Here is a 26,105-nt window from a genome sequence, read left to right as displayed (position 1 = left end):
TTCAACTTTTTTCACTGGTTTCCTCAATTTTTCGATGGTTCCAATAAAAACTAAGAAAAATGATCGTATACAATAGTGCGGTGAAGCCAGTGACCGCCAATGGGTTAGTGATCAAAATACCGACAAACAGCAAAATCAGTGCAAGGATCGCCCCACTCAAGAAAATCGTATAGCCCATTTTCTTCTGCTTGCGTACCAAAACAAACGCAGCCGCACTGATCAACAACCAAATCAGCAATACAGTATAAGACAGGGAGCCTGCTAGATAATTGAAGAGTTTGTCGCCTAAAAAGTAAGAAAGAACGACCCCAAGATATAAAGTACCGCTGCAAAACATGATCGCTCGTTGGGGCACGCTGTTTTTATTCAGCATCGTAAAGCGGCTTTTTTTCTGGCCATTGTTGCTTAATCGGAAAAACAACGTTCTTGAAGAAGCATAGACTCCAGAATTGATTGACGAAAACAAAGCCAAAATAATCACTAAATTGACGATGTCGGAGGCAAATGGGACATGGATTTTTTGAAACACCATCACAAAAGGACTGACATTTGGATCGGCTAATTGATTCCACGGATAAATGATCAGTAAAAGAAACAAGGGAATGATGTAAAAAGCGGCAATCCGAGTCATCACTCCTTTGATTGCTTGCGGGATCGCTTTTTTGGGATTTTCCGCTTCACTGATCGTAATGGCTACTAATTCAGAACCGCCGTACGAATAGATTACGACCAATAACGAATTGATAAATCCTTTGAGACCATGAGGGGCAAAACCACCATAGTCTGTCATTTGCCTCATCGTCGGGAAAAAGCCCAAATCAAAGACTTGCGTGGCAACCAGATAGAGACCCACCAAGATCAACGCGATCACCACACTGATTTTGGCCCAGGAAAGCCAATATTCCGTTTCCGCAAACAAGCGAACCGAAAACAAATTGATGATGGTCGTGAGCAGTGCCAAAATCAACACAAAGATCCAAGCTGGAATATTGGGAAACCACAACTGCAAAAAGCTTGCGGCAGCAACTGCTTCGGCGATGATGTTGATCATCCACATTGACCAGTAGATCCAGTCGATGAAATCGGCTGTATGCACGCCAAGATATGGCTGGACTAAGCCCGAAAGGCCATGTTGTTTTTGGTCAGATAAGACCAACTGTCCCAGTCCTGTCATAACGACAAATAAGATCAGCCCGCAAAAAATAAACGCCAGCAAGACCGCAGGCCCCGCTAACTGGATCGCTTCACCGCTGCCTTTGAATAGGCCAGCACCGATGGCGCCACCTAGTGCCAACATAGTGATATGTCTGGTTTTCATCTGCTTTTTTAATTGATTTTTTTCTGTCATAGGTTCCTCCTTGAAAACCGTTGATCCTCCATAAAAGGTGATTCTCTCACTGTTGCTATTTTTAATTATATGAATGTTTTTTTTTAACCACCTCATAGAGAATACCAGACGCTTCTGCTATTGCAACTAAGAATTGAAAAAATTATCTATTTTTTCTGAAAATTCTATCATCCTCTAATCTTTTTCACCTAAATCAAATCTTGGCGAGCTTTTCTCTAAGTGAATGCACGAAAAAAGCCATCTCCCAACTTGCGGGAAATGACTTCTTGTCCTTTTTTCAAGCAGGCTTGATGATCAATGAGTCGTAACCAACTCGTCTTTGACGGCGTCAGGGAGATCTTGCTCGGTCACCTCTTGATACGACTCCACATGTTTGCCCTTTGCATCAAGCTCTAGGTAGGCATTTTCTTTTAGCTTTTGTGGTGCCCAAAACGTGATTTTGATCTTTTGCCCATCTTCATTGACCCCTTCTTGTGTATATTCGTAGGAATCGTGTTCTTGCAACACGCCATACTCGTCGGATGTTTTGACATAGACCTTTTTCTCCGGTACGAACGGATTGAAACGATCCACCAGCTGAACCAGTTCGCTGGAATCATCTTTCGTAAAATAAGACCATGTAACCAATGTGACGGTCCCGATCGTTAACACGAGCAGGATCATACTAATTGCTTTCTTCAAGTGATTGTCCTCCGTTTTTTCTATCTACCTTCAGTATAAAAAAACAAGCGATAAATATAATCAAACTTAAGGCGTATTTTTCCGTCGGTCATTGTGACTAAGACAAAAAGGGACCACTTTTTCAAAAAAAGCAGTAGTCCCTCACTTAGCTGTTCCGTTTGTTCGTGACCCTTAAACCGTCACTGCCACATCGATCAGCTTGCTTTGCAAATGAACGAGGGTCTCTTGCGCGACACCAATCGTCCGCAAATAATGATACGCATCGGTATAGGTTGCTTCCAGATGCGTTAAGACGGGCAACAGATACTCAGGTGCTGACAGCCACATCTCATTCGTGATCGTTTGGACTTGCTGAGCTACCAGCGGGTTAGCAGCTAAATAGGTGTGCGTCGTTTGATAGTTGGCAATGATATCGGCTTTTGCTACATCTGCCAGTTGAAGCAGCAGCATAGCGATCACACCCGTCCGATCTTTGCCCGCCGCACAATGAAACAGCACACAACCTTCAGCAGCCGCCATCGTTTCCATGATCTGCTTGATTTGCTCTTTACGGTCTTCAATCATCTGGATATACAGCTCCGCCATGTTGAAAATCAGCGGCTGCTCCAGTTGGGTCACATCCCCCATCGTTTCTGAAATCAAAGAGATCGGCCAATTCTCCACACCGTCGATCACAGGTGTTGGCTCCTTTTCGATCTCTAAGGTCGTCCGTAGATCAATGATGGTCGTCAGCTGATACCTTTGTAAAAAAGCGATATCTTCTGGATGTAGATTGGCTAGACTGTCGCTTCTTAAGAAACGCTTCCAGGCAGTTGCTCCGTCTTTTGCGGCATAACCGCCTAAATCTCTTGTATTATAGGTTCCTTTTAATGGCAATCGTGTGTACATTCTTGATCGTCTCCTTATCTCATTCGTTTTTTGACTTGTCCGATCCCTAATTCGACACTGATCATCGTGAAAAAGATCAGCAAAATCAGCATCGAAATTTCACCGTAATTGTATTGACCGATCGCCCGCGTCAAGAGCATGCCGATCCCGCCGGCGCCTACCATTCCAAGTGAGATCGATTCAGCGATGTTGCCTTCCAGACGAATCGACGTCCAGGCTAGAAAGCGGCTGCTCAAGTTAGACAGCAGGCCTTCTGTAATCATTTGCAGCCAGCCGGCACCGGTGGCTTGCATCGTTTCAATGATTGCCGCGTCTTGTTCTTCGATCGAACTGATAAAGGATTTTGTTAAATACCCCACCGTCGGGAAAACCAGTCCCAAAACCCCCGAGGTATTCCCAAATCCTAAACTAGCCACCACGATCAAGATCCACACTAGGGCTGGAACGGCCCGTACTACCGCTACACTGCCCTTGATAAGCATTGAAAGGAAAAGATGCGGTGTGGTGTTGGCTGCTCCGAGAAAGCTTAATACCAGTGCAATGAGCCACCCGATGAATAAGCCGCAGATCGCCATACACAAGGACACAAACAATTGGCCCAACGCTGGAATGATTTTTGAAAAGTCGAGGGTCATAAATTTTGCCAAAATCGTCCCAGCATCTTGCCAACGGCTTAAAAAGCGCGCGACCTCCAAGTCCAGCAAAGCCACACTTGTGATCAGCAACAAGATGAGGCCACAAATCGTGCCTAAAGTCAGCAGTCGTTCTTTTTTCGTAGATAATGCAATTTTTGTTGTCATCGCTTCCTCCTTCAATCAGGCAATTCGTTTTCTAAGCTGATTGACTGCAAATTCAGTCAATAGCACCAGCAAAACTAAAAGAATAATTAGGGCAAACGCTTCGCGGTATTTAAATAAACGAATATTGGTCTGAATCATGATCCCCATTCCTCCTGCCCCTACCATTCCTAAAATGGAAGACGCACGAATATTGATTTCGAAAGAAAACAAAGTCCAATTGATCCAAGAAGGAATAAATTCAGGAATCAATCCATGAAAAAGAATCTGCCAATAAGAGGCGCCTGCTGCTCGCAGCGCTTCTAATTTACTGCTGCCGATCTCATCGATCGAATCCGCATAAGAACGAGCCAGAAAACCTAAGGTCGCAACGGTCAATGCCAAAAGTCCCACCATATTCCCAATGCCGAAAATATAAACGAACAGCGATGCCCAAACCAGTACTGGGATATTTCTCAGAAAAGAGATCACCATGCGGACGCTCGTCCGCACGAAAGGATAGGGATTTGTCTGCTCTGACATCAGCAACCCGCAGACAAAAGCCAAAAAAGCCGAGAGATAGGTGCCAACGATCGCAAACAAGACGGTCTCTGCCACCAAAGGCAAGTAACTACGGATATTTGCAAAATTTGCTGGGAAAAAGTTTTGCACAAAAAATCCCACAAATGCTGGAAGTGACCGAAAGGCTTCCACCACATTGATTTGCAAATAGGCAAACGACAATAGGACAGCTACTACTACCAATAAGCCGTTCAAGACTCGTCCTTTGTTTGACTCAACCCTCAACGGAATCACAAATCTAGGCTTCTCCATAGGTCAACTGCTCCTTTCCTACGGGAATCGTTGCTTGCGTTAACCTCTGCTGTTCTTCTTTTCCTTGATAGATATGTGCGATCATCGCTTCTGTCAATTCTTGGGGCTTTCCATCAAAGACGATCTTCCCTTCTTTGACGCCGATGATCCGAGTGGCATACGCCTTGGCAAAATCGACTTGATGCAGATTGACGATGCAGGTGATCTGGCGTTCTTGGGTGATCTCTTGCAACTGTTTCATGACGACTTTCGCAGCGTTAGGGTCTAAAGAAGCGATTGGTTCATCCGCTAAGATCAGCTTCGGCTGCTGCATGATGGCGCGGCATATACCAACTCGTTGCATCTGTCCTCCAGACAAAGCATTGGCTCGCTGGTACATCTGCTCTTGTAGACCGACTTTTTCTAATAGTTGGACCGCCTCTTGTTTGTCTTTTTCAGGATACAGCCCGAAAGCCGTTTTGCGAAAAGGAATTTTCCCTAAGCGCCCATGCAGGACATTCTTGAGCACATTGGTACGGCCAATCAGATTGTAATGTTGAAAAATCATGCCGATTTCTGAACGAATCTGTCGCAGCTGCTTTTTCTTCGCACGGGTGATGTCCGTCCCCGCAAAGATCACTTGCCCCTCAGAAGGTTCGATCATGCGGTTGATTGAGCGGATAAAGGTCGATTTCCCAGCACCCGATGGACCGATCACGACGATAAATTCCCCTTCTGTCACCGTTAAATCAATTTGCGACAACGCGTATTTTTTTCCATCATAGGTTTTGCTCAACTGCTTGATTTCTAATAAGTTATTCGCCATGACTATTCCTCCTCTAAGTTAAGGATCTCGACCATTTCTTGTACCACTTCATAATCTTCATCTTTTGCTTCGGTAAAACGAACCTCTTTGCTGCCATAGAAGGTCTCAAAATACTCTTCGTTTTCATAGGTAAGGTAAAAGTCTTTCAATGCCGCTTTGGTTTCTGCTGGCAAATCGGAGCGAACGACGAAGAGGGCATTCGGGATCGTCTCTGTTTCTCCAATCACTCGGATATCGTCTTCTTGGATCATCCCAGCATCTACGAGTGAGGTGATGACTTGTCCAGCCACTGCTGCGGCATCGTAATCTCCTTTGGCTACCCCCATCAAACTGGAATCGTGCTTGCCTGAATAGGCAACAGTATCAAAAAAATAGCCGGGATTTTCTAATTGATTGGGGTCCAATGACAACTCTTTAACTAATTTCGCCTTGGGGTACATATAGCCAGAAGAAGAAGCAGGATCAACAAAGGCAAAGCTTTTTCCTTTTAAATCAGCCAATGACTGAGTCGTGGTATCGTCTTTTCCAACAACGAAAAGCGTTTTGTATTCTTCTTGGCCCATTGAAGTCGTTGTCACTAGTGGTTCTGCACCAGCGATTTTTTTTGCTTGATAATAACTCATTGGACTAACCAGTAAAACATCCAGCTTCCCTGCTTTCAACGCTTCGATCCCGACTGAATAGTCAGCACCTTCTAATTCTTCCACTTCAATTCCTAACGCCTCTGACATGTCTGAACGGAACTGCTCATTTTTCTGACCAGAGTCTGGATTTGTTTCATCTTGTATTTGAACGATCGTCAGTTTATCAACTGACTGTCCATCCTTAGCATCCGCCGATGCTGCTGATTTCCCGCAGCCTGCCAGCATACCTAGTGCAAAAATGTGAATGAGACCAACCAAAGCCCACTGTTTTTTATTCATAATAAAAAATCCTCACTTTTCGTTTTGTTTAGTAGTATACTACTAACAATATGTAGTATACTTTGATTGAAACAAAGGCGTCATCAAGAACGGGTAAAAACTACGTAAAGGTCTTGTAAACCCACAAATGGAGGAAACGACGTTGGAAGAAACCATCGAAACCATTGTCTATAAAAAAATAAAAAGTGAGATCCTCACAGGAAATATCAAAGTCGGCGAAGCATTTTCGGAAGCTTCTTTGTCCAAATCAACCGGCTATAGCCGCAGCCCGATCCGCTCTGCTTTAAAACAGCTGGAACACGAAAAATTGGTCACTTATAAGAAAAACCGCGGGGTCGTTTTGCGGGAAGCTTCAATCAAAGAACTGGCCGATATCACGCAAATCTGTGTCAATTGGCTGATTTTAACTACTGAGCAGGTTGCTGATGGCTTGGGGAGTTTTGCAATTGACGACATTCAACAGCTGCTGAATGAAGCCAAAACGTACCGACAGCAGATGGATTACGTCAATTATATGAACAAGATGCCAGAAGTCTACATGGCGATCATGGCAGCCAGCCCCAATGATCTTCTGGTCAGCACCTACCAATGGTTGAGCAGCCGTGTCATTAGTGCCTCAATCTATAAAAAAATGGCGAATCCTAAAAATTCGCCCAAAAAAACACTGTCGACGGTTCAATTTTTCCAAACCTACATCGACCATCTCCGAGCAGAAGATTATAGCCAAGCGATTCGCTGCCTAAAAGACTACCAGCAATATGCCAATCATCAGATTCTTTATTATGGGTATTTGTAAAATCGAAACTTCTATACTTTATAATAACGATATCGATTGAAATCCACTTTAAAATGGTTAACAAGTGCATGCCAATGTTCCCCTAGTAGCGAGACATTGGCATGTACAATACTCACAACCACATCAAACCAAACAACTGCTTCTAAAAAAGATAACGAGGTGCTCCATGCTAGAAATCAAACTGATCGATCAAAAACATCAAGCTGATATCCGCTTGAAAAACGAACCCTTCTCCTTATGGGGGAAACTGCTGCCGACTTATAATGAGGGCAACTGGCAGTACACGATCTGTAAATTTGCATCCGAAGACATTCAGACGATGTGTTTCCCAGATGAAAATTATTCCTATGACGAAATGAGCCGAAACAGTCTGTTTATCGGTGCTTATGATGATGGAAAATGCATCGGCTTAGCGATCGTTCAAGACGCTTTTTTCAAGTATCTGTACCTCTATGACTTAAAGGTCAACACAGACTACCGTAAGCAAGGAGTCGGTCAACTGCTGATCCAACAGGCACTGAAAGCGGCCCTTGCCAAAGGTTATCGCGGCATCTACACGCAAGCACAGGACAACAATCCTTCTGCCTGTCTGTTCTACTTGCGAGCAGGCTTTCGTATCGGAGGTCTGGATACGGAAGTGTACAAAGGAACCAATCAGGAAGGCAAAAGTGACATTTTGTTTTATTTGGATGCAGCGGAAACGGCAGGCAAAAAATAGCTAAAAAAAGAAAAAAATTCCTCCTGCCAGATGGTACACTTAAGGCAACAATGTTTTAGAAGGTGGGAAGAAGAATGTACGTAGGATTTGATATTGGCGGAACAAGTATTAAATATGGTGTTTTAGATGAAAACGGAGTGATCCTTGAAAAATCAGCGATCCCTACTAGCTATGAGCCAGCCCAGTTTTATCAGGATCTACTCACGATCATCGAAAATGCCCAGAACCGCCACACGATTGATGGCATTGGGATCAGCGCCCCCGGGATCGTTCAAAAAGACGGCTTTATGTTAACTGCGGGCGCCATCAAATCGTTATATGGCGAAAATTTCAAAGCAGTATTGGAAGCGCGTACAGGGTTGCCTGTGGCGGTGGAAAATGATGCCAATGCAGCAGCGATCGCTGAAAAATGGATCGGCAATGCGCAAGAGGCTGCCAACTATTTGTGTCTTGTCCTAGGCACTGGTGTAGGCGGTGGGATCGTGATCAATAATCAAGTCTACCGAGGTGCTCATGGCATGGCTGGTGAATTTGGCTGGATGGTGATCGATCAGCTGCCAGAAGAAGGCAATATCGAGGAAAGTTCCATCAATAAAAAAACTGCCGTCGTGGGCGGCTTGATTCGCCTCTACAATTTAGCGGGGGCAGCAGTTCCTGGCTTTGAACCCACCCAAGACGCCAAAGAGATTTTTGACCGCGCGCAGCAAGGCGAAGCGTTGGCGCTGAAGCTGACGGACCAATTTCTGACGGATCTGTCTGTAGGGCTGATCAATTTGATCAGCTGCTTTGACCCAGAATTGGTATTGATCGGCGGCGGCATCAGTGCCAATCCTTATTTCTGGGAACGCCTGCAGGCTCGCTTGACGATCACGGAAACACGGCATGAAGCGATCAATTATTTGCGCGGACAAACCATCGCACCTGTTCGTCCAGCGAAGCTGAAAAACGACGCCGGCTTGATCGGCGCAGTCTATCAGATCCACCAACAGCTGCACCGTTAAAAGTTCGGATATGCTATACTGGTGTAAATTGATTATCTAGGACAGCGAGGAACCAGCATGGCGCTTTTTGAACAATTAAACTTGAACAAGCTCTCTGCGGTAGAACAAGAAATCTACCGTTTTATCGTCAATCACTTAGAAAAGATCCCGTATATGCGCGTGCGCGACATTGCCGATGATGCCCATGTCTCTTCGACTTCGGTCTTTCGTTTTATTCAAAAAGTCGGCTTTCAGTCGTTTCCAGAATTTCGCTTCTATATCAAAAATCATTTAGAAAAAGCCCATTTTGATGCACATCCGGAACACTTGGGTTTAGAAGCGCGCATCAAAGGCTTGAATATGCAGATCTTCCACCCTGATGCGGAATACCAAATACGAAAACTCGCCGAAGCGATGCGGGATGCCGATTTGATCTTATTTATGGGCATGGGAGCATCTGGTGCGATCGCGCAATACGTTGCCCGCAAACTAGCCAGCCTCGGTTACTTTAGCATCAGCATTGATGAACTGACCTACCCAATCAAAAGCTTTTTACGAAAAGATCAAAAGAATGTTTTGGTTTTTTTGAGTGTCTCTGGTGAAACCAAAGAACTGATCGAAGTCATTACCGGTTTAGACAATCAGGCGATCGTGCAGAAGTACTGCATTACCCCAAATCGGGAAAGTACGTTGGCACGCCTGTGCGATTATTCGATCGAGTATGCGATCAAAGAGGAACGCAAAGACATCTTTCTTGATTTGACTAGTCAATTGCCTTCAGTAGCGATTTTAGAAACGCTGATCGGCTATTTACAAGATTATCGTACCCATTCTTGATGGTTCAGTTTACTGAACCATCTTTTTTTGTAACACTGTGTTCCAGCTGCGGAATTTTTTTCATTTCTTGAGAGATATGTACGGAATCCGTATCCGCTTACTTTTAGCCGTTTTCATTCGCTATAATGATGGCATCAATTAATGAAAGGTGTTATTATTATGCAAAAATTCAATGACCTGTTAGACCGCTCGTTGGTACCAATCGCAACAAAGTTGAACAATCAACGCCACGTAGCAGCGATTCGAGATGCGTTCATGCTGATTTTCCCACTGACCATCGCTTCTTCTCTCGTTATTTTGGTCAACAATATTTTATTTTCCAATGAGAGTTTCATCGTGCAATTATTTCAACTGAATCGACTTTTCCCGAATCTGGAAAGTGCCCAGCAAGTCCTAGCTTCCGTGGCGAACGGGACCATCAACATTATGAGTTTATTTATTGCGTTTCTTGTTGCTCAGCTTTTAGCCAAGCATTTCCAAGCAGATGCTACGCTAGTTGGTTTGACAAGTGTCGCTGCCTTTATGATCTTGTACCCGACCTCCTTTGCAGTAGATGATGTCAATGTGATCTCCACACAATATTTAGGCGCCCAAGGGTTGTTTGTAGCTATGATCGTGGCTTGTTTGGTCGGTGAATTCTTGCCGAAGCTTTTCAAAGTCAAACGACTGCAGATCAAAATGCCTGAAATGGTACCACCAGCAGTTTCTCGCTCCTTTTCTGGCATGATTCCGATCGTGATCATCGTGGCAGTCACTGCTTTGATCAATTTCTTAGTTTTGATGATCGCGCCAGAAGGCATCAATGAACTGATTTATAATGGGATCCAAAGTCCATTGCGGGATCTGGGGGGCAATGTCGTCGGTGTCTTGATCTTGGCGTTCTTGCAAACTACGTTGTTTGAGATCGGGATCCATGGACCAAATACTTTGAATGCGGTTCGTTCAGCGATTTTTACCGAACAGGACCTAGCTAACCTAGACTTTATCAACCAAGGCGGCTCCTTGTGGGACGTTCCTTACAAAGAAACTTGGGGCGTTTTAAATGATATGTTCGCAAATATGGGTGGAACTGGTATGACATTGGGCTTGATCATTGCGATCTTCATCGCTTCAAAACGTCCAGAACAACGTGAGATCGCTAAGATGTCTTTAGTTCCAGGAATTTTCCAAATCAATGAGCCGATGATCTTCGGTCTACCGATCGTCTTGAACCCAATCATGATCATTCCGTTTATTTTGACGCCAATGGTCAATATTTTAGTGGGTTATTTTGTCACTGTTGTCTGGCCGATCATGCCGACCCCAGCGATTGGGGTACCATGGACGACCCCCGGAATCATTAATCTCTTTTTAGGAACTGGAGGAAATGCGATCGCTGCAGTTGTCGGTGTCGTTTGTCTTGCGATTTCGGTCTTGATCTATTTGCCATTCGTGATCGCCTCTAACCGTTCCCAAAAAGTGGAATTATAAGCAAACGAATGAGTCGAGGAGGAATGAAATTTATGTCCGCAAAAATGCCAAAAGATTTTTTATGGGGCGGCGCGATCGCTGCCCATCAAGCGGAAGGCGCTTGGAATGTTGCTGGCCGTGGAATGAGTACCGCCGATGTCATGACGGCCGGCGGCAACGGTATTCCCCGTAAAATCACCAAAGGCGTCATTGAAGGGGAATATTACCCGAACCATGAAGCCATTGACTTTTATCATCGTTACAAAGAAGATATCCAGTTATTCAAAGAACTGGGCTTGAAATGTCTACGGACATCGATTTCTTGGAGCCGGATCTATCCAACTGGAACAGAAGAAGAACCAAATGAAGCCGGTCTCCAATATTACGATGATCTTTTCGACGAATTGCAGGCAAACGACATCGAACCCGTCATCACTTTGTCCCACTTTGAAATGCCTTATGCCCTCTATGAAGAATTTGGTGGGTTTGCTAACAAAGAAGTGATTCCCCTCTTTGTCAAATTCGCCAAGACTGTTTTTCAACGGTATCGTGACAAAGTAACGTATTGGATGACCTTCAATGAGATCAATAATCAAGCAGATGGGCAAGAGCCGCTGCACGTTTGGACCAATTCCGCCATGATCATCGAGGATGACAGTCAAAAAGAAGCACTCGTCTTTCAAGCGGGCGTCAATGAGTTGATTGCCAGTGCGGCAGCGGTGATCGAAGGCAAAAAAATCAATCCAGAGTTTCAGATTGGCTGTATGATGGCCTATGTCCCAGTCTACCCCTACTCTTGCGCACCCGCTGATTTGATGGCATCCGTCAAAGCCAATGAACGGCGTTATTTTTACAGCGACGTCCATGTACGAGGCAAGATCCCAACCTATGTACAAAAATATTGGGCAAAAAAAGGCATCACGATTGAGATCACGCCCGAGGAACAAGCGCTATTAAAAGCGGGAACCGTTGATTATATTGGCTTCAGCTATTACATGTCAGGAACGATCTCAACCCTTGATGAAGTGGCTGGCACACCAACTGAGGATATCCCGGGAGCAAAAATCGTGAGTAATCCTTATATCAGTGCTTCTGATTGGGGCTGGCCTATCGATCCAGTCGGGTTGCGCTATGTGTTAAATACGATCTATCAACGCTATGACTTGCCGCTATTTATCGTAGAAAATGGCTTTGGTGCTTACGATCAATTAACCGATGAGCAGCAAGTCCATGATGACTACCGCATCACTTACCTGAAAGAGCATATCGAACAGATGGAAAAAGCGGTGGTTGAAGATGGTGTACCGCTATTAGGTTATACGCCTTGGGGGATCATTGATATCGTCAGCTTCGGCAGCGGCGAAATGGAGAAACGCTATGGCATGATCTATGTCGACAAAGACAATACTGGTAAAGGTACCTTGAACCGTTTGAAAAAAGATTCCTTTGCGTGGTACCAGCAAGTGATCGCCTCTAATGGTGAAACGCTCTAATTACTGCTTCCATGACTAACACAAAAAAAACGCCCCCTCGTTGCGCCATACTCCTTTTTACAACAGGAGCCTGGCAACGAGGGGGCGATTTTCTTATTAAAGAGGTGCGCCATTGCGAGGATGGCTTTTCTTATCATCACTAAACACTACCTCAATGCTGTGGTACACTATAGCTATTCATTTACTTTTACGTTAAGGAGGAACTGCATGAAGCCGATATTTCGTCCGATCCAATCTCAAGATGATGCGCCCTTAGCCGCTATCATTCGCAAAAGCTTGACCGACCACCAGTTGGCGGTTCCAGGAACTGCCTATTTTGATCCCGAGTTAGATCACTTAAGTGAATTTTATGCAGCAGATCCTGCTAGCCGTCATTATTTTGTCGTCACCGATGAATCGGGTACCCTTTTGGGTGGCGGTGGTCTTGCCGCTTATGATTCAGAAGGGCAAATCGCCGAGCTGCAAAAATTTTATCTCAGTGATGCTGCCAAAGGGCAGCGCCTCAGCTATCCCTTGCTGGCGAAGATCGAGGCCAAAGCTGTTGAACTAGGTTATCGGCAACTCTATTTAGAATCCCATCATTCTCTAAAAGCAGCCTTGCATGTCTATCAAAAAGCCGGCTATCGCGCATTGTGCCAGCCACTATTGGCAGCACAGCATACCACGATGGATCGCTTTTATGTGAAAACACTAGAGCCGCAGCAACCAAATCAATGCAACAGCACCCACGGTTTGGACGGCGCCAACGGAAAGACCATAGAATAAAAAGCGCGGGCCTTCTTTTAAAAACTTGCGGAAATCCAAGCGCAAACCGATGGCTGCCAACGCCGTCGTTTCAAACCACGTACTGATAAAATGAGCGCCCTCATTCAACCAGCTAGGCAGCGGCAAGAAGCTGTTCAAGATACAGATGGTCAAGAAGCCCAACACATACCAAGGGATCGGCAGCCGCAGCTTGCCTTTGGCTTTGGTTTTGGTGGGGGTCTTTGTCGTCATTCGTTCAAAAACAATGACGACGACTGCCAACATGATGATGCGCGCGATTTTAAAGAGCATCGCGTATTTGACGGTGTCGGCATCAATCAAACTAGCCCCCGCCACGACTTGTCCGACGGATTGCAGCGTGCCACCAAGTAAGGCGCTTTTTTGCAACAGATCATCGCCGTATAAGGCCAATCCTAAAAACGGCAGCGTCAGCATCATCACTGTTCCTAAAAGATTGACCAAGGTGATGATCTGCCCTTTTTCTTCATCATCGGCATCAATGGCCGGTGCGATCGCCGCAATCGCAGAGGACCCGCAGACAGCGTTGCCGCCTGCCATCATCAGGCTCATCTTTTGATTAAAGCCCATTTTTTTCCCTATCAAATAAGCAGCGGTAATGACCAAACTCATCATCAGCAATATAAAGAGAAAGCCCCGAAGGCCCATTTCACTGATGGTCTGGAAAGTGACGGTAAAGCCCAGCAAAACCACCGAATATTCCAAGAGACGACTTTCCGCAACCTTCGTTCCGACTTGGTAGCGTTCTTGCTTGAACAGTGTATTTCCTAAAATGATTCCTAATAAAATAGCAAGGGTTGCTCCCCCTAATTTTGGCACAGCCAAAGCCATGATTCGGGCGATGACGGCTACCGAAAAGGATAGGAACAAACCGGGAAGTATCAAAGCTGTTTGTCGTTGCTTCATTGCTTTCATCCTTTCATATAACATCCATTATACACAGATTGACCGATCAGTAGGATTTATTGGTATAATAGTTATGATTGAATTTTCTAATGGAAGGGATTGCAATGTTAAAATTACTGGAGACCTTCAAGATGGTCTATGAAACGAAAAATTTTTCGAAAGCTGCCGAATTGCTGTTTATTTCACAGCCCACGGTTTCTGCTCAGATCAAGCAGTTGGAACAAGACCTGGATGCACCGCTTTTTTTACGCAATGGTCGTAAAAACGTGATCGCCACGCCCCAAGCAGAGTACCTTTACGAAAAGGCACTGAATTTATTGGATGAGTGGTCGACGATCGCCAGCGAGATCCATACCAACACGCAGCATCAAAGCCACTGTGCCCTAGGCATCTCTCATACCTATGCGATGGCCTTGATGCCTGACTTGATGATTGCTTTATACAACGCCTTTCCCACGGTGCGTTTTCGGGTATCGATGATGAACTCCGCTGAAGTCTTAACAGCGCTTGAACAACATCAATTAGATTTAGGAATCATTGAAAAACCCTTATCTGCACCAAGTATTTTGCGTTTCCCGATTTTGAAAGATCAGCTCGTCTTAGCTGGTGATCCCCAAGTCGGTCCTTGGCTTGTTCGAGAAGCGAGTTCTGGTGTCTACTATTACACTAAGCGCTATCTAGAGGAACAAAATATTCAAGGACCGATCATTGAGATCGCCAGCAATGAATTGATCGTCGCTTTACTGAAACAAGGCTTCGGCTGTTCGATCCTTTCCAAGCGAGCCGCCTACGGCATTGGCTATCAACTGCTGGATAAAAATTTTGAGCGGCAATTTTACCTCATCCAGCGCAAAGCCGTCACAGAACCAGCCATCGAGGGATTGCGGACCTTCATTCAGGAGTGGTCGCAAAAGGATTCCTCACAAGCAGAAAGCAAATAAATTCACTTGTTTTTAAGGGAGGAAACCACCGCCTCGTGGGATTTCTTAACCTTTTCTTACGATTACGCTTCCTCGCTGCCGATCTGGCCCGTTTGATTGTTTCTTAAGAAATTTGTGCTAAAATGAAGAGTACTGGCTATGGGCTCTAATGTTCCCCTTTTCGGTGGATCTTAGACCGCCCTTTGACTACTTTTGCAGTTCGTGAGCAAACCAGTAAGAAAGGATCTTGAAATGAACGAACAAATCAAGAACAAATTAGCGCTGCTTCCTGACCAACCCGGTTGTTATTTAATGAAAGATAAAAATAACAAAATCATCTATGTTGGGAAAGCCAAAATTTTAAAAAATCGTGTCCGTTCGTACTTTACCGGCAGTCACGATACGAAAACCGAACGGCTCGTTCAAGAAATCAATGATTTTGAGTACGTCGTTACCGAATCAAATACGGAAGCCTTATTGCTGGAAATCAATTTGATTCAAAAAAACAAACCGAAATACAATATCATGCTAAAGGACGACAAGTCGTATCCTTTTATTAAAGTGACCAAAGAGCGCTATCCGCGTCTGATCATCACTCGTAAAGTTTTAAAAGACGGGGCTTTATATTTTGGCCCCTATCCTGATGCACGAGCAGCCAACGAAACCAAACGGGTGCTGGATCGCCTCTTTCCATTGCGAAAATGCGGTCCTTCTCAAAAGCGGCCTTGTCTTTATTATCATTTGGGTCAATGCGTCTGTCCTTATGTCAACAATGTAGATCCCAAGGATTATCAGAAGATCGTTGATCAAGTCAAACACTTTTTCCACGGCGGTCACGTCGATATTTTGAAAGACCTGAAAGAGAAGATGGGCGAAGCCATTGAAACGTTAGAGTTTGAACGAGCGGCTGAGCTGCGGGATCAGATCCAAGCAATCGATACCGTCATGACGCGACAAAAAATGACTCTGACAGATCTGATGGACCGTGATGTCTTTGGCTACAGTGTCGACAAAGGCTGGATGTGTGTCCAAGTCTTTTTTATCCGTCAAGGAAAGCTGATCGAACGAGAAGTCTCTTTATTTCCTTTCTACAATGAAGCGGATGAGGATTTCTTGACCTTCGTCGGCCAGTTTTACCAAAAGAATGAACACTTCATTCCCAAAGAAGTCTTTGTTCCGCAAAATGTCGATGCTGCCCCATTAGAAGCGCTGCTGGAAACCAAAGTCCTGCAGCCCCAACGAGGCGACAAAAAGAAATTGGTCGATTTGGCCAATAAAAATGCCCGCATTGCCTTGGCACAAAAATTTGCGTTGATCGAGCGTACTGAAGAACGGACGATCGGTGCAGTGGATCGTCTAGGCGAAGCCATGGGGATCGCGACACCTTATCGGATCGAAGCCTTCGATAACTCCCACATCATGGGGACCGACCCAGTGTCTGCAATGGTGGTTTTTGTCGACGGGAAGCCGTTTAAAGATGATTATCGGAAATATAAGATCCGTACCGCACAAGGCGGCGACGATTATGGCTCTATGCAAGAAGTCATCTACCGCCGATACTCTCGTGTCCTAAAAGAAAACCTGCCTTTTCCTGATCTGATCATCATCGATGGTGGGAAAGCCCAAGTCGGTGCTGCCCAAGAAGTGCTGTATAACCAGCTAGGTTTAGATATTCCCGTTGCGGGTTTAGTGAAGAACAACAAACACAAAACCAGCGAGTTGATTTTCGGGGAATTTTTAGATCCGATCCAGCTGGAACGCAATTCTGTGGAATTCTTTTTGCTGCAACGGATTCAAGATGAGGTCCATCGTTTTGCGATCACCTTCCATCGCCAATTGCGCAGTAAAAACAGTTTTTCTTCCAAACTGGATGAAATTCCTGGCTTAGGACCAAAACGCAAGCAACAGCTGATGAAAACCTTCAAGTCGTTAAAAAACATCCAAGCAGCTTCCGTGGAAGAGATCCAGCAAGCTGGCATCCCCAAAGCCGTTGCGGAAACTATCTTAGCCAAACTAGGTGATCAAAACCAACCCACTTCTTAAGTCAAAACAAAAACGCTCCATAGCCAACAGTAGCTATGAAGCGTTTTTTCATTGAAGAAGCATTTTGTAAGCCGTTACTTTTTGCGGTGCTGTAACAGGTCAGGCTTCATGTCTAACATGGAATAGCCACGAACATCATACCGATTGCGGCTGCAGGAATAGTCCACTGGACGTCCCGATTCTAAATAGATGATCTGTTCTAATTCCAATACTGGGTCATCTGCTTGGCACGCTAAATAGGTTTGATCGTATTCATCGCTTTTGGCAGCCTGAAAAGTCCGATAAGCACCAGCAAATTTGTAGCCTAAATCTTGCAGTAGATAGTCATAGACGGATTCTTCCAAGATCTCTTTCGTCAAACCGCTGACCAGATCCAACGGCATATAGGAATGCTCGAGTATGTATGGATTGCCTTCTAAGATCCGCAAACGGATCACATGATAGATTGGTTGTTCGGCAGTGATCTGAAGCATCTCTTGAATTCTTGTTGTAGGAAAACAGACTTCAAAGGTGATGACTTGGCTAGTCAATGTCCGTTTTTCTTGTTTCATCTGATAGCTCAGGCCTTTGTATTCTGTCACCGATGAGGTATCTTTGCCCCAAAAGGAATGATTCAAAACTTTGGTCCCTAAGCCGCGCTTTGTCAGCAGCAAGCCTTCCATAATCAGGATATTCACCGCATTTTTAATCGTCATTCGGCTGACGCCAAACTCTTCCACTAACTCTGTTTGATAAGGTAAAAGACTGTCTTTCGGATAAGTTCCGTCCTTGATTCTTTTACGCAGAACATCTGCGATCTCCATATATTTGGGCATTTTGCCACCTCCAAAACGTGTGTTGTATTGTATTGATTGAAAAACGATAAAAGAACCGGCCAAACGAAAAGAGTGTCATCACACCACTGCACCTTCCAATGAAGCAGTGTGATAAGGGGTATTGCACTCTGATCGCGGCCGGATAAGGTCTATTACGTTTGGCGCTTGTTTCTAATCGACTCGATCAGACATTACGCATTTTTTAAACGGCGTGTTTCTTGAATTTGCGCCATTTTCACGAACGGCAAGTAGATAACGATCGACAAGATCAAGTTAACAGCTGCCAAGATTCCGCCAGCAATACTTTGTGTCGACAAAATACCGCCGATGATTGGTGGCGTCGTCCATGGTGCGATGACGGTACTTGCAGGAACTAAGCCAGTTGCGGTTGCAAAATAAGCAGTCGTTACTAAAACAAGTGGGGTCAACACATATGGGATGAACAAGATTGGGTTTAAGACAACTGGTAACCCAAACATCACTGGTTCATTGATCATAAACACACCTGGTGCAACGGATAGTTTTGCGACAGTCATATACGCTTTATGATGACGAGCAACTAAAAAGATCGCAATCAAAAGACCTAGTGTCGCACCTGTTCCGCCGATGTTCACGAAAGAATCAAAGAATGGTTTGTTCACGATATAAGGCAAATCTGTTCCTGCTTCTAATGCTCGTGCGTTTGCTTCGATCGCTGGCACATTGATCGTTTGCATGAACGGGTCGATGATGTTGGCACCATGTAAACCAAAGAACCATAAGAATGCAGAGATAAAACCTAATAGCAAAGCAGCTGGGTAAGAGTTTGCCAAGCCCATGAATGGTTGTTGCACCAATTCATAGAAGGACAATACGATACTTGTCACACCAAATGCTTGGAAAATTGCTGTAAACAAAGCAAAGATCGATACGGTGATCATTGCTGGGAATAATGCAGCAAATGAACGTGAGACTGCTGGTGGTACTCCATCAGGCATGTTGATGACTAAGCGTGGGTTGCCAGCTAGACGACGGAAGATCTCAGTAGAAATGATCGATACGATTAATGCTAAAAATAATCCTTGAGAACCAAGTCCGGCAGCTGTTAACAAACCATCTGGGCCTGTCGCCATAGCACCTAATGCGAAGAAACTTGCAACTGAGATCGCCCCAGCACCTAATGCGTCTTGATTGTAGCTTTTAGCTAAATTATACGCTACTGTGAAAGCGATTAACAGACCAAGTATTGAAAAAGTACCTGCTGACAAGTTGTTCCCAAAGGCTTGCCATGTTCCTTCACCAAAAATGCCATTCATAAAATCAATATAGGCGGGGATTGGTAAGTTGTTGATCAATACCCCAAAAGAGCCTAAGATCATCAACGGCATCGTTACGATAAATCCGTCACGAATGGCCACTAAATGTCTTTGAGAGCCTATTTTAGAAGCGATCGGAATAAAGTGCTTCTCCATAAATCCAATAAATTTATCCATTGTTTTTTCTCCTTTCAAACCCTAAACAAAATAATGAAACCGATTTCTACTAAAGAATACCACGAGAACGTTTCCATGTCTAGTCTTTTCTTTATCAAAACTGTGCTTTTATTTAACCCAGCTTATCATTTGCAAAAACAGGTGGTTTTTTAATAGAATCCCCCTTTGAAATCAGCCAGAAAAAATCCGCGATTTTACACAAAAAAAGCAATGCTGATTCCTACAGCATTGCTTTTTTCATTGTTATTAAAAGCCGTTATTATCTGAAACTTCTTTAAACCAACGACCTGATTTTTTCACCGTTCGTTTAGCATCATTTGCTAAGTCAACGGAGATAAATCCGTAACGGTTCTTGTAAGCATTGGTCCATGACCAGTTGTCCATGCAGGTCCACATATGGTAGCCAACACAATTGGTTCCTTCTTGGATCGCTTGGTGGACGTACTTCAAGTGGTCAGAGACAAATTCGATGCGGTAATCATCTTCGATCACGCCATCAGCATTGACGAAACGTTCTTCTCCTTCGACACCCATGCCATTTTCAGAAATGTAGCACTTGATATTGCCATAGTTTTCTCGCGTGTTCGTCAAAATATCATAGATCCCTTTTTCATAGATTTCCCATCCACGATACGGGTTCATTTTCTTGTTCGGCATATCATAGTTATCAAAGTAATCATCAGGCATTGGACTTTTCGCTTCATCGATCGGTGATTCTTTCTTCATGATACGACGAGGTTGGTAATAATTGATCCCCAACAAGTCGATCGTATTTTCGCGAATCGTTTGTAAATCATCGGCTTCCATCGCTGGTACCATATCCAATTCCTTGACGATGGTCACTAATTCTTCTGGGAACGTGCCTTTGACCGCAGGGTCTAAGAAAGAACGATTAAAGAAGGCATCCGCGATTTGCGCTGCTTTGACATCCTCTGGATCGTTCTCATCTCTTGGATAGCTTGGCGTCAAGTTCAAGATGATGCCGATCTCCCCATCAAGGTTCATCTCATGATAGACTTTGATGGCTTTAGCACTCGCCAACGTTTCGTGGAACCCAACTTGGACTGCATGTTTCATGTTGATCTCATTCGGATAATGGAATTGGTAAAGATAGCCGCCTTCAACAGGGACGATCGGTTCATTATGAGTGAACCATTTCTTGACACGATCACCAAATAATGTAAAGCAGGTTTGCGCAAATGCGACATAGGCATCCACGGTCTCTCGGTTCAACCAGCCGCCTTTTTCTTGCAGCGCCATCGGCATATCGAAGTGGTAAAGGTTCATGAAAGGTTCGATCCCATTGGCGATCAGCTCATCAATGTAGGCGTTGTAAAAATCAACGGCTTTTTGATTGACTTCTCCTTTGCCTTGCGGGAAGAGACGACTCCATTGGATCGACGTCCGAAACGTCGTATGGCCGGTTTCTTTCATTAGTTGAATATCTTCTTGATAGCGTGTGTAGACTTGCGAGGTTTTTTCAGGACCTACCTTATTGAAAAATTTCTCTGGTTCTTGCTGATACCAGTAATCCCAGATGCTTGCCCCTTTGCCATCGCCTTCAAATACACCTTCTGTTTGTGGGCCACTAGCGGCTGACCCCCACCAAAAGCCTGCTGGAAATTGATAATCCATCTTCATTCACTCCTCATTTTTTCTTTGCTGCCCTAATCATAAAGGAAGCAGTTATAAAAATCAATCTTTTTTAAAATAAATGTATAGACATTTAAAATAAAACATGATACATTATCAATGTAATCGATTGCAAAAAGAAATTTAAGGAGTGAAATAATAATGAATGGTTTTATGGACAAGTTATCTGAAAAGATTTTGCCCTTGGCGAATGCCTTAGGACAAAATCGCTACCTGACCGTCTTGCGGGACGCGTTTATGCTTTCGTTCCCAATCACTATGTTTGGATCGATCGTGGTCGTTTTAAACAACCTGCCCTTCTTCAGTGATGCCACTAAAGGAACATTAGGAACACTGTTTGGCAATGGGCAAAATGCAACAATGAGTATCATGACTGTTTTCGTTACTTTCGGTATTGGCTATTATTTATCAAAATCATATGATGTGGAAGGGATTTTTGGTGGTGCCGTTTCGTTTGCCAGCTTTTTGATCTTGACTCCTTTCTTTATGACTACTGAATCTGGCGAAACGATCTCCGGTGTGCTGTCTCTTGATCGTCTTGGCGCAAAAGGGATGTTTATCGGGATGATCGCAGCATTTTTGGCAGCTGAAATCTATTGCCGCATCACAAAACGCGGCTGGCAGATCAAAATGCCTGATGGGGTGCCACCAGCAGTTTCTAAATCTTTTGCCGCTTTGATTCCAGCAATTATCACTTTAACGGTATTCTTAGTGATCAATGCCATCATGACGGGTGTCTTCAATGCCAACTTGCATGACCTAGTTTATGAATTGATCCAAAAACCATTGACTGGACTAGGCAGCAGCTTGCCAGCAACTCTATTGGCTTTGTTCTTTGTTCAATTCCTTTGGTTCTTCGGTCTACATGGTCAAATCATCGTCAACTCTGTGATGGACCCGATTTGGAATACATTGATGTTAGACAACTTAGAAGCGTATCAAAATGGGGATGCACTGCCGCATATCGTCACAAAACCATTTATGGAAACCTTTACTGTTGGATTAGGCGGTTCTGGTATGACGTTAGCCGTTGTTATCTTGATGGCTTTCGTATTGAAGAAAAAACAATACCGCGATGTGGGTCGTTTGGCTTTAGCACCAGGGATCTTTAACGTTAACGAACCAGCCATCTTCGGTATGCCGATCGTCTTGAATGCGACGATCCTGATTCCTTGGGTCGTAGCACCTCTTGTGGTAACGACCTTCAACTACTTAGTGATGGCGGCTGGACTTGTTCCTGCACCAACTGGTGTTTCTGTTCCTTGGACCGTTCCAGTGGTCTTCAGTGGTGTCTTAGCAACCAACTCTTGGTTAGGTGGTTTGCTGCAAGTCATTGACGTGGTGATCGTCGGCTTGATCTGGTATCCATTCTTACGTGTGTTAGATCGTCAAGCAGAACCATCAATCGATTAAGCGCAACGGCTGGCTGAATTTTTTCAGTCAGCCGTTCTTTTTATAAAAAAACCAAGGTTTGATTGTCGAAACCGCTTTTTTCAGCTATACTTCTTGCGAGGTGATCAGATGCCAAAATACCAAGAAATTGCCAATATTTTACGCACACGTATCAAAAACAAAACGTATCCGCCTGACAGCTTACTGCCGAATCAAACTGATTTAGTCGAGGAATTCGGAGTCAGCCGGATGACCGTCAAAAAAGCCATCGGTATTTTAGCCATGGAAGGACTGGTTTATTCTCAGCGGGGCGCTGGAACAAAAATATTGAACCACCCATTCTTAAAAAAAGACACCACTGCTTTAACGGTCTATGAAGGCTTGTCAACGGAAATGGGCAAAGCTGGCCGCAAGCTAGTCAGTCAGGTCATCGATTTTCAAGTCGAATTTCCTGACCAAACGATCCAAGAAAAGTTGATGTTAACGGAAGAACAACCGATCTATAGTATTGTCCGCTTGCGGATTCTTGAAGACCAACCGTTTATTTTAGAATATACCTATATGCCCGTCCATTTGGTGCCCAATTTAACTCGTGGCCATTTAGAAAGTTCTATCTACCGTTATGTCAAAGAGGAACTAGGGGTCCAGTTTGCTGGCGCCTACCGCACCATCGCCGCTGATAAAAGTACCGCGTACGATCAACAGTATTTGGACTGTAAAGCCGATGATCCGGTCTTAGAGATCGAACAGATCGTCTATCAGAAAAATGGCTCACCCATCGAATTTTCCCGTAGTCGCAACCGTTATGACGTGCGGGCCTACTCTTATTTAGATGTCCAGCACTAAAAAGACCTACCCACGATTTCTTATGGAAGAAAACCGTGGGCAGGTCTTTTTGTTGGTGCATTCGTTGCTTCGCTTATTTTTTCGCTGAGGGTTGGAATCGTTTCAGCCGCAAGGCATTTAATAAAACGGATACCGAGCTGAAGCTCATGGCCGCCCCAGCGATCATTGGATTGAGCAAGGGGCCACCGAAAAGATGCAGCACACCCATTGCGACAGGGATGCCTAAGACGTTATAAGCAAAAGCCCAGAAAAGATTTTCTTTGATGTTCTTGATGGTTGCCCGACTTAACTCGATCGCTGATGGGACGTCCATCAGATCGCTGCGCATCAGTACGATGTCTGCCGATTCGATGGCGACATCGGTACCAGAGCCGATCGCGATCCCTACATCGGCTTGGGCTAACGCGGGCGCATCATTGATCCCGTCACCTACCATCGCAACCTTTTGGCCTTTGGCTTGCAGGCCAGCTACTTTGGCGGCTTTATCTTCTGGCAAGACGTCACTGATCACTTCATCGATACCGACTTGTTTGGCGATGGCTTGGGCCGTTCGGGCATTGTCGCCCGTGATCATTGCTACGTACAAGCCCATTTGATGCAACCGTTCAATGGCTTTTCGACTGCTTTCTTTGATAGTATCTGCCACAGCGATGATCCCGATCGCTTCGCCGTCTTTGGCAACATACATCGGTGTTTTCCCTTCGTGAGCCAATTGTTGGGCTTGCTCGATCAGGCCATCGATGGCAACGTTTTGTTTTTCCAACCATTTCTGGTTGCCTAATAGGACTGGACTGCCAGCGATCGTTCCTTGAATCCCATGCCCTGGGATCGCTTCAAACCCGTCAACTTCTTGTAGGGCGAGAGCTTGCGTGCGGGCTTCGATCACAATGGCTTCGCCTAATGGATGTTCTGAGCCTTTTTCAACAGAAGCCGCCAGCTGCAGCAATTCCGTCGGCGTGTGATTGCCTGCAGGTAGGAGATCGGTTACGACTGGTTTGCCTTCTGTGATCGTGCCGGTTTTATCAAAGACGATCGTCGTCACGTTTCTAGCTGTTTCTAACGCATCGCCGCTTTTGATCAAGACGCCATTTTCTGCCCCTTTGCCCGCACCCACCATGATGGCGGTCGGTGTCGCTAATCCTAAGGCACACGGACAGGCAATCACTAATACAGAGATCGTAATGGTCAATGAGAAGATCCAGGTTTCTTGTCCTAAGAAAAACCAGGCAAGTCCTGCAAAAACCGCCAAGACCATGACGATCGGGACAAACACACCCGAAACTTTGTCAGCCATGCGGGCAATCGGCGCTTTGGAGCCTTGGGCATTTTCTACTAACTGAATGATTTGCGCTAACGTTGAATCTTCTCCCACATTGGTGGCTTCATATTGAAAGGAGCCGTTTTTGTTGATGCTGGCGCCGATCACCCGATCACCGACTTGTTTTTCGATAGGTAAGCTTTCTCCAGTGATCATTGATTCATCGATGGCAGAGCGCCCTTGGGTAACGATCCCATCCACAGGAATCTTCTCACCAGGTCGTACGACTAAGATATCGCCAGCTGCGACTTCTTCAATACCCACTTCGACTTCTTCGGCTTGATTCCCGCTGCCACGAAGCACGCGGGCTTTTTTCGGTGCGAGATCCAACAACTTCTTGATGGCTTCGGAGGTTTTGCCCTTCGAGACCGACTCAAGGTATTTTCCTAAAGTAACTAATGCCAAAATAACGGCGGCCGTTTCATAGTACAAGTGCATCGCATAGTGGGTCGTGCCCAGGTAGACCATCACGGTTCCATAAATACTATAAAAGAAGGCAGCACTGGTTCCCAATGCGACAAGGGAATCCATGTTGGGATGGCCTTTCCAAAGCGCTTTGAAACCAGCAATGTAAAAGGCGCGACCGAGGACCATCACCGGTAAGACCAAAAGCAATTGAGTGGTAACGAAATTGACTGGATAGGCCATCGGATCTAAAAAGCCAGGGATCGGCAAACCGATCATTTCCCCCATCGTCAAATAGAACAAGGGGATCGTAAAGAGCGCTGAAAGCCAAAACCGTTGCCATAAAGCACGAATCTCTGCCTGTTTTGAATCCGCCTTGTCGGCAGAAGCGGTCGGCAGCTGTGCATCATAGCCCGCCTCTTTCACGGCAGCTGCGATCTTCGCGGCGGTCACTTGATCTTGTTGATAGCTGACCGTCAGTTTTTCTGTTGCCAGATTGACGGAGGCTTGCTCCACACCCGCTAATTTTTGGACGGCTTTTTCTACTGTTTGGGCACAAGACGCACAGGTCATGCCCGAGATGGCAAAGGTCTCTTGTCTTTGGGAGCCGATCAGTTGATAGCCCGCTGCTTTGATGGCCGCAGCGAGTGTTTCTTCGGTGAGCTGCTGCTCATCATAACGAATATGTAATTTTTCAGTAGCCAAATTGACAGCTGCTTGGTCGACCCCCGCCAGCTTGCTGACTGTTTTTTCGACGGTCTGGGAACAAGACGCACAGGTCATCCCTTTTACCCCATAATTCTTTTCGATCATTGTTTCCTTCCTCCTTGCTTGCTATGCAAACCCATTAACCTTTTATGTTTACAGTTGTAATCTTCTTCTACTTTACAATTATCGTTTACACTTGTCAACGATAATACTCAAAAAAAGGACGTTCTCCTTTGAAGCGGCCCAAAACGCGAGACTTTTGGTCTACCTTTGGGCGATCGCTACCGGTGGAACGTACTTTTTTCTAAGAAACGAT

23 protein-coding genes are annotated in these 26,105 nt (G+C 45.0%); 11 read left to right on the top strand and 12 right to left on the bottom strand.

The window, feature by feature from the left end:
* Window position 1: 1 nt before the first annotated feature.
* The 7 genes from IGI72_RS00855 to IGI72_RS00825 all read right to left on the bottom strand — a co-directional run bounded on the left by IGI72_RS00855 (window position 2) and on the right by IGI72_RS00825 (window position 6,255).
* The gene (locus tag IGI72_RS00855; protein ID WP_438752689.1) at window positions 2-1,348 is read right to left on the bottom strand and encodes an amino acid permease; all 1,347 of its coding nucleotides are present in this window, start codon (window positions 1,346-1,348) and stop codon (window positions 2-4) included.
* 294 nt (window positions 1,349-1,642) lie between these two features.
* Window positions 1,643-2,011, bottom strand: a complete 369-nt coding sequence (locus IGI72_RS00850) for a YxeA family protein (protein WP_016609076.1) — start codon at window positions 2,009-2,011, stop codon at window positions 1,643-1,645.
* Window positions 2,012-2,200: 189 nt separating this feature from the next.
* A complete protein-coding gene (locus tag IGI72_RS00845) occupies window positions 2,201-2,917 on the bottom strand; it encodes a tyrosine-protein phosphatase (RefSeq protein WP_016609074.1) in 717 nt (238 codons plus the stop codon).
* A 14-nt stretch (window positions 2,918-2,931) separates the two neighbouring features.
* Window positions 2,932-3,717 (bottom strand): PhnE/PtxC family ABC transporter permease, encoded by a 786-nt coding sequence (locus tag IGI72_RS00840; protein WP_438752686.1) that lies wholly within the window; start codon window positions 3,715-3,717, stop codon window positions 2,932-2,934.
* Window positions 3,718-3,732: 15 nt separating this feature from the next.
* The gene (gene phnE, locus IGI72_RS00835; protein WP_016609071.1) at window positions 3,733-4,527 is read right to left on the bottom strand and encodes a phosphonate ABC transporter, permease protein PhnE; all 795 of its coding nucleotides are present in this window, start codon (window positions 4,525-4,527) and stop codon (window positions 3,733-3,735) included.
* On the bottom strand, window positions 4,514-5,332 hold the full coding sequence (gene phnC / locus IGI72_RS00830) for a phosphonate ABC transporter ATP-binding protein (protein WP_015508763.1): 819 nt from the start codon (window positions 5,330-5,332) through the stop codon (window positions 4,514-4,516). Before phnC ends, phnE begins: the two co-directional genes overlap by 14 nt.
* 2 nt (window positions 5,333-5,334) lie before the next feature.
* Window positions 5,335-6,255: a phosphate/phosphite/phosphonate ABC transporter substrate-binding protein gene (locus tag IGI72_RS00825; RefSeq protein ID WP_015508762.1), complete on the bottom strand. Its 921-nt coding sequence runs from the start codon at window positions 6,253-6,255 to the stop codon at window positions 5,335-5,337.
* Window positions 6,256-6,397: 142 nt separating this feature from the next.
* Between IGI72_RS00825 and IGI72_RS00820 the strand changes: the two genes are divergently transcribed.
* From IGI72_RS00820 to IGI72_RS00790, 7 genes are all read left to right on the top strand, one after another.
* Entirely contained in the window at window positions 6,398-7,051 is a 654-nt protein-coding gene (locus tag IGI72_RS00820) for a GntR family transcriptional regulator (protein ID WP_015508761.1), read from the top strand.
* Between the two features lie 166 nt (window positions 7,052-7,217).
* The gene (locus IGI72_RS00815) at window positions 7,218-7,769 is read left to right on the top strand and encodes a GNAT family N-acetyltransferase (protein WP_438752683.1); all 552 of its coding nucleotides are present in this window, start codon (window positions 7,218-7,220) and stop codon (window positions 7,767-7,769) included.
* 74 nt (window positions 7,770-7,843) lie between these two features.
* Complete coding sequence (locus IGI72_RS00810; RefSeq protein ID WP_438752681.1) at window positions 7,844-8,770, top strand: ROK family protein; 927 nt, start codon at window positions 7,844-7,846, stop codon at window positions 8,768-8,770.
* 57 nt (window positions 8,771-8,827) lie between these two features.
* Window positions 8,828-9,586 (top strand): MurR/RpiR family transcriptional regulator, encoded by a 759-nt coding sequence (locus tag IGI72_RS00805; protein ID WP_010748570.1) that lies wholly within the window; start codon window positions 8,828-8,830, stop codon window positions 9,584-9,586.
* A gap of 159 nt (window positions 9,587-9,745) precedes the next feature.
* Window positions 9,746-11,056 (top strand): PTS sugar transporter subunit IIC, encoded by a 1,311-nt coding sequence (locus IGI72_RS00800; RefSeq protein ID WP_438752679.1) that lies wholly within the window; start codon window positions 9,746-9,748, stop codon window positions 11,054-11,056.
* Window positions 11,057-11,088: 32 nt separating this feature from the next.
* Window positions 11,089-12,528, top strand: coding sequence for a 6-phospho-beta-glucosidase (locus IGI72_RS00795; protein ID WP_438752677.1), 1,440 nt, complete (start codon window positions 11,089-11,091; stop codon window positions 12,526-12,528).
* Window positions 12,529-12,735: 207 nt separating this feature from the next.
* Window positions 12,736-13,293 (top strand): GNAT family N-acetyltransferase, encoded by a 558-nt coding sequence (locus tag IGI72_RS00790; RefSeq protein WP_438752675.1) that lies wholly within the window; start codon window positions 12,736-12,738, stop codon window positions 13,291-13,293.
* Here IGI72_RS00790 and IGI72_RS00785 read toward each other — a convergent pair.
* Window positions 13,219-14,241: a YeiH family protein gene (locus tag IGI72_RS00785; protein ID WP_060791641.1), complete on the bottom strand. Its 1,023-nt coding sequence runs from the start codon at window positions 14,239-14,241 to the stop codon at window positions 13,219-13,221. The genes IGI72_RS00790 and IGI72_RS00785 overlap by 75 nt on opposite strands.
* Window positions 14,242-14,306: 65 nt before the next feature.
* On the opposite strand from IGI72_RS00785, the gene IGI72_RS00780 reads away from it, so the two are divergent.
* Window positions 14,307-15,158 carry a LysR family transcriptional regulator gene (locus IGI72_RS00780; protein ID WP_034868923.1) on the top strand — a complete coding sequence of 284 codons (852 nt, stop codon included), beginning with the start codon at window positions 14,307-14,309 and terminating at the stop codon, window positions 15,156-15,158.
* 231 nt (window positions 15,159-15,389) lie between these two features.
* Window positions 15,390-17,180 carry an excinuclease ABC subunit UvrC gene (uvrC, locus tag IGI72_RS00775; RefSeq protein WP_005226686.1) on the top strand — a complete coding sequence of 597 codons (1,791 nt, stop codon included), beginning with the start codon at window positions 15,390-15,392 and terminating at the stop codon, window positions 17,178-17,180.
* A 74-nt stretch (window positions 17,181-17,254) separates the two neighbouring features.
* Here the strand turns inward: uvrC and IGI72_RS00770 are convergent, their stop codons facing one another.
* The 3 genes from IGI72_RS00770 to IGI72_RS00760 all read right to left on the bottom strand — a co-directional run bounded on the left by IGI72_RS00770 (window position 17,255) and on the right by IGI72_RS00760 (window position 21,102).
* Window positions 17,255-17,995 (bottom strand): GntR family transcriptional regulator, encoded by a 741-nt coding sequence (locus tag IGI72_RS00770; RefSeq protein WP_008376546.1) that lies wholly within the window; start codon window positions 17,993-17,995, stop codon window positions 17,255-17,257.
* A 191-nt stretch (window positions 17,996-18,186) separates the two neighbouring features.
* Entirely contained in the window at window positions 18,187-19,467 is a 1,281-nt protein-coding gene (locus IGI72_RS00765) for a PTS sugar transporter subunit IIC (protein WP_005232725.1), read from the bottom strand.
* A gap of 246 nt (window positions 19,468-19,713) precedes the next feature.
* The gene (locus IGI72_RS00760; protein WP_375847458.1) at window positions 19,714-21,102 is read right to left on the bottom strand and encodes a glycoside hydrolase family 1 protein; all 1,389 of its coding nucleotides are present in this window, start codon (window positions 21,100-21,102) and stop codon (window positions 19,714-19,716) included.
* 159 nt (window positions 21,103-21,261) lie between these two features.
* Between IGI72_RS00760 and celB the strand changes: the two genes are divergently transcribed.
* Window positions 21,262-22,533: a PTS cellobiose transporter subunit IIC gene (gene celB, locus IGI72_RS00755; RefSeq protein WP_005226670.1), complete on the top strand. Its 1,272-nt coding sequence runs from the start codon at window positions 21,262-21,264 to the stop codon at window positions 22,531-22,533.
* Between the two features lie 108 nt (window positions 22,534-22,641).
* The gene (locus IGI72_RS00750) at window positions 22,642-23,358 is read left to right on the top strand and encodes a GntR family transcriptional regulator (RefSeq protein ID WP_005226669.1); all 717 of its coding nucleotides are present in this window, start codon (window positions 22,642-22,644) and stop codon (window positions 23,356-23,358) included.
* Between the two features lie 73 nt (window positions 23,359-23,431).
* Here IGI72_RS00750 and IGI72_RS00745 read toward each other — a convergent pair whose 3' ends face one another.
* A complete protein-coding gene (locus IGI72_RS00745; protein ID WP_194193620.1) occupies window positions 23,432-25,894 on the bottom strand; it encodes a heavy metal translocating P-type ATPase in 2,463 nt (820 codons plus the stop codon).
* Window positions 25,895-26,105: the final 211 nt, after the last annotated feature.

This window comes from Enterococcus sp. DIV1059_2, from assembly GCF_051713685.1.
GTDB classification, from domain to species: Bacteria; Bacillota; Bacilli; order Lactobacillales; family Enterococcaceae; genus Enterococcus_D; species Enterococcus_D casseliflavus.
Note: the sequence above shows the minus strand (reverse complement) of the source record. Positions and strands in the feature narration are given on the sequence as shown.

What these genes read in the sequence shown, in the direction of transcription:
- IGI72_RS00855 (WP_438752689.1), bottom strand. Translation starts at nt 1,348, where the DNA reads ATGACAGAAAAAAATCAATTAAAAAAGCAGATGAAAACCAGACATATC.
- IGI72_RS00850 (WP_016609076.1), bottom strand. Translation starts at nt 2,011, where the DNA reads ATGATCCTGCTCGTGTTAACGATCGGGACCGTCACATTGGTTACATGG.
- IGI72_RS00845 (WP_016609074.1), bottom strand. Translation starts at nt 2,917, where the DNA reads ATGTACACACGATTGCCATTAAAAGGAACCTATAATACAAGAGATTTA.
- IGI72_RS00840 (WP_438752686.1), bottom strand. Translation starts at nt 3,717, where the DNA reads ATGACAACAAAAATTGCATTATCTACGAAAAAAGAACGACTGCTGACT.
- phnE (WP_016609071.1), bottom strand. Translation starts at nt 4,527, where the DNA reads ATGGAGAAGCCTAGATTTGTGATTCCGTTGAGGGTTGAGTCAAACAAA.
- phnC (WP_015508763.1), bottom strand. Translation starts at nt 5,332, where the DNA reads ATGGCGAATAACTTATTAGAAATCAAGCAGTTGAGCAAAACCTATGAT.
- IGI72_RS00825 (WP_015508762.1), bottom strand. Translation starts at nt 6,255, where the DNA reads ATGAATAAAAAACAGTGGGCTTTGGTTGGTCTCATTCACATTTTTGCA.
- IGI72_RS00815 (WP_438752683.1), top strand. Translation starts at nt 7,218, where the DNA reads ATGCTAGAAATCAAACTGATCGATCAAAAACATCAAGCTGATATCCGC.
- IGI72_RS00810 (WP_438752681.1), top strand. Translation starts at nt 7,844, where the DNA reads ATGTACGTAGGATTTGATATTGGCGGAACAAGTATTAAATATGGTGTT.
- IGI72_RS00805 (WP_010748570.1), top strand. Translation starts at nt 8,828, where the DNA reads ATGGCGCTTTTTGAACAATTAAACTTGAACAAGCTCTCTGCGGTAGAA.
- IGI72_RS00800 (WP_438752679.1), top strand. Translation starts at nt 9,746, where the DNA reads ATGCAAAAATTCAATGACCTGTTAGACCGCTCGTTGGTACCAATCGCA.
- IGI72_RS00795 (WP_438752677.1), top strand. Translation starts at nt 11,089, where the DNA reads ATGTCCGCAAAAATGCCAAAAGATTTTTTATGGGGCGGCGCGATCGCT.
- IGI72_RS00790 (WP_438752675.1), top strand. Translation starts at nt 12,736, where the DNA reads ATGAAGCCGATATTTCGTCCGATCCAATCTCAAGATGATGCGCCCTTA.
- IGI72_RS00785 (WP_060791641.1), bottom strand. Translation starts at nt 14,241, where the DNA reads ATGTTATATGAAAGGATGAAAGCAATGAAGCAACGACAAACAGCTTTG.
- IGI72_RS00780 (WP_034868923.1), top strand. Translation starts at nt 14,307, where the DNA reads ATGGAAGGGATTGCAATGTTAAAATTACTGGAGACCTTCAAGATGGTC.
- uvrC (WP_005226686.1), top strand. Translation starts at nt 15,390, where the DNA reads ATGAACGAACAAATCAAGAACAAATTAGCGCTGCTTCCTGACCAACCC.
- IGI72_RS00770 (WP_008376546.1), bottom strand. Translation starts at nt 17,995, where the DNA reads ATGCCCAAATATATGGAGATCGCAGATGTTCTGCGTAAAAGAATCAAG.
- IGI72_RS00765 (WP_005232725.1), bottom strand. Translation starts at nt 19,467, where the DNA reads ATGGATAAATTTATTGGATTTATGGAGAAGCACTTTATTCCGATCGCT.
- IGI72_RS00760 (WP_375847458.1), bottom strand. Translation starts at nt 21,102, where the DNA reads ATGGATTATCAATTTCCAGCAGGCTTTTGGTGGGGGTCAGCCGCTAGT.
- celB (WP_005226670.1), top strand. Translation starts at nt 21,262, where the DNA reads ATGAATGGTTTTATGGACAAGTTATCTGAAAAGATTTTGCCCTTGGCG.
- IGI72_RS00750 (WP_005226669.1), top strand. Translation starts at nt 22,642, where the DNA reads ATGCCAAAATACCAAGAAATTGCCAATATTTTACGCACACGTATCAAA.
- IGI72_RS00745 (WP_194193620.1), bottom strand. Translation starts at nt 25,894, where the DNA reads ATGATCGAAAAGAATTATGGGGTAAAAGGGATGACCTGTGCGTCTTGT.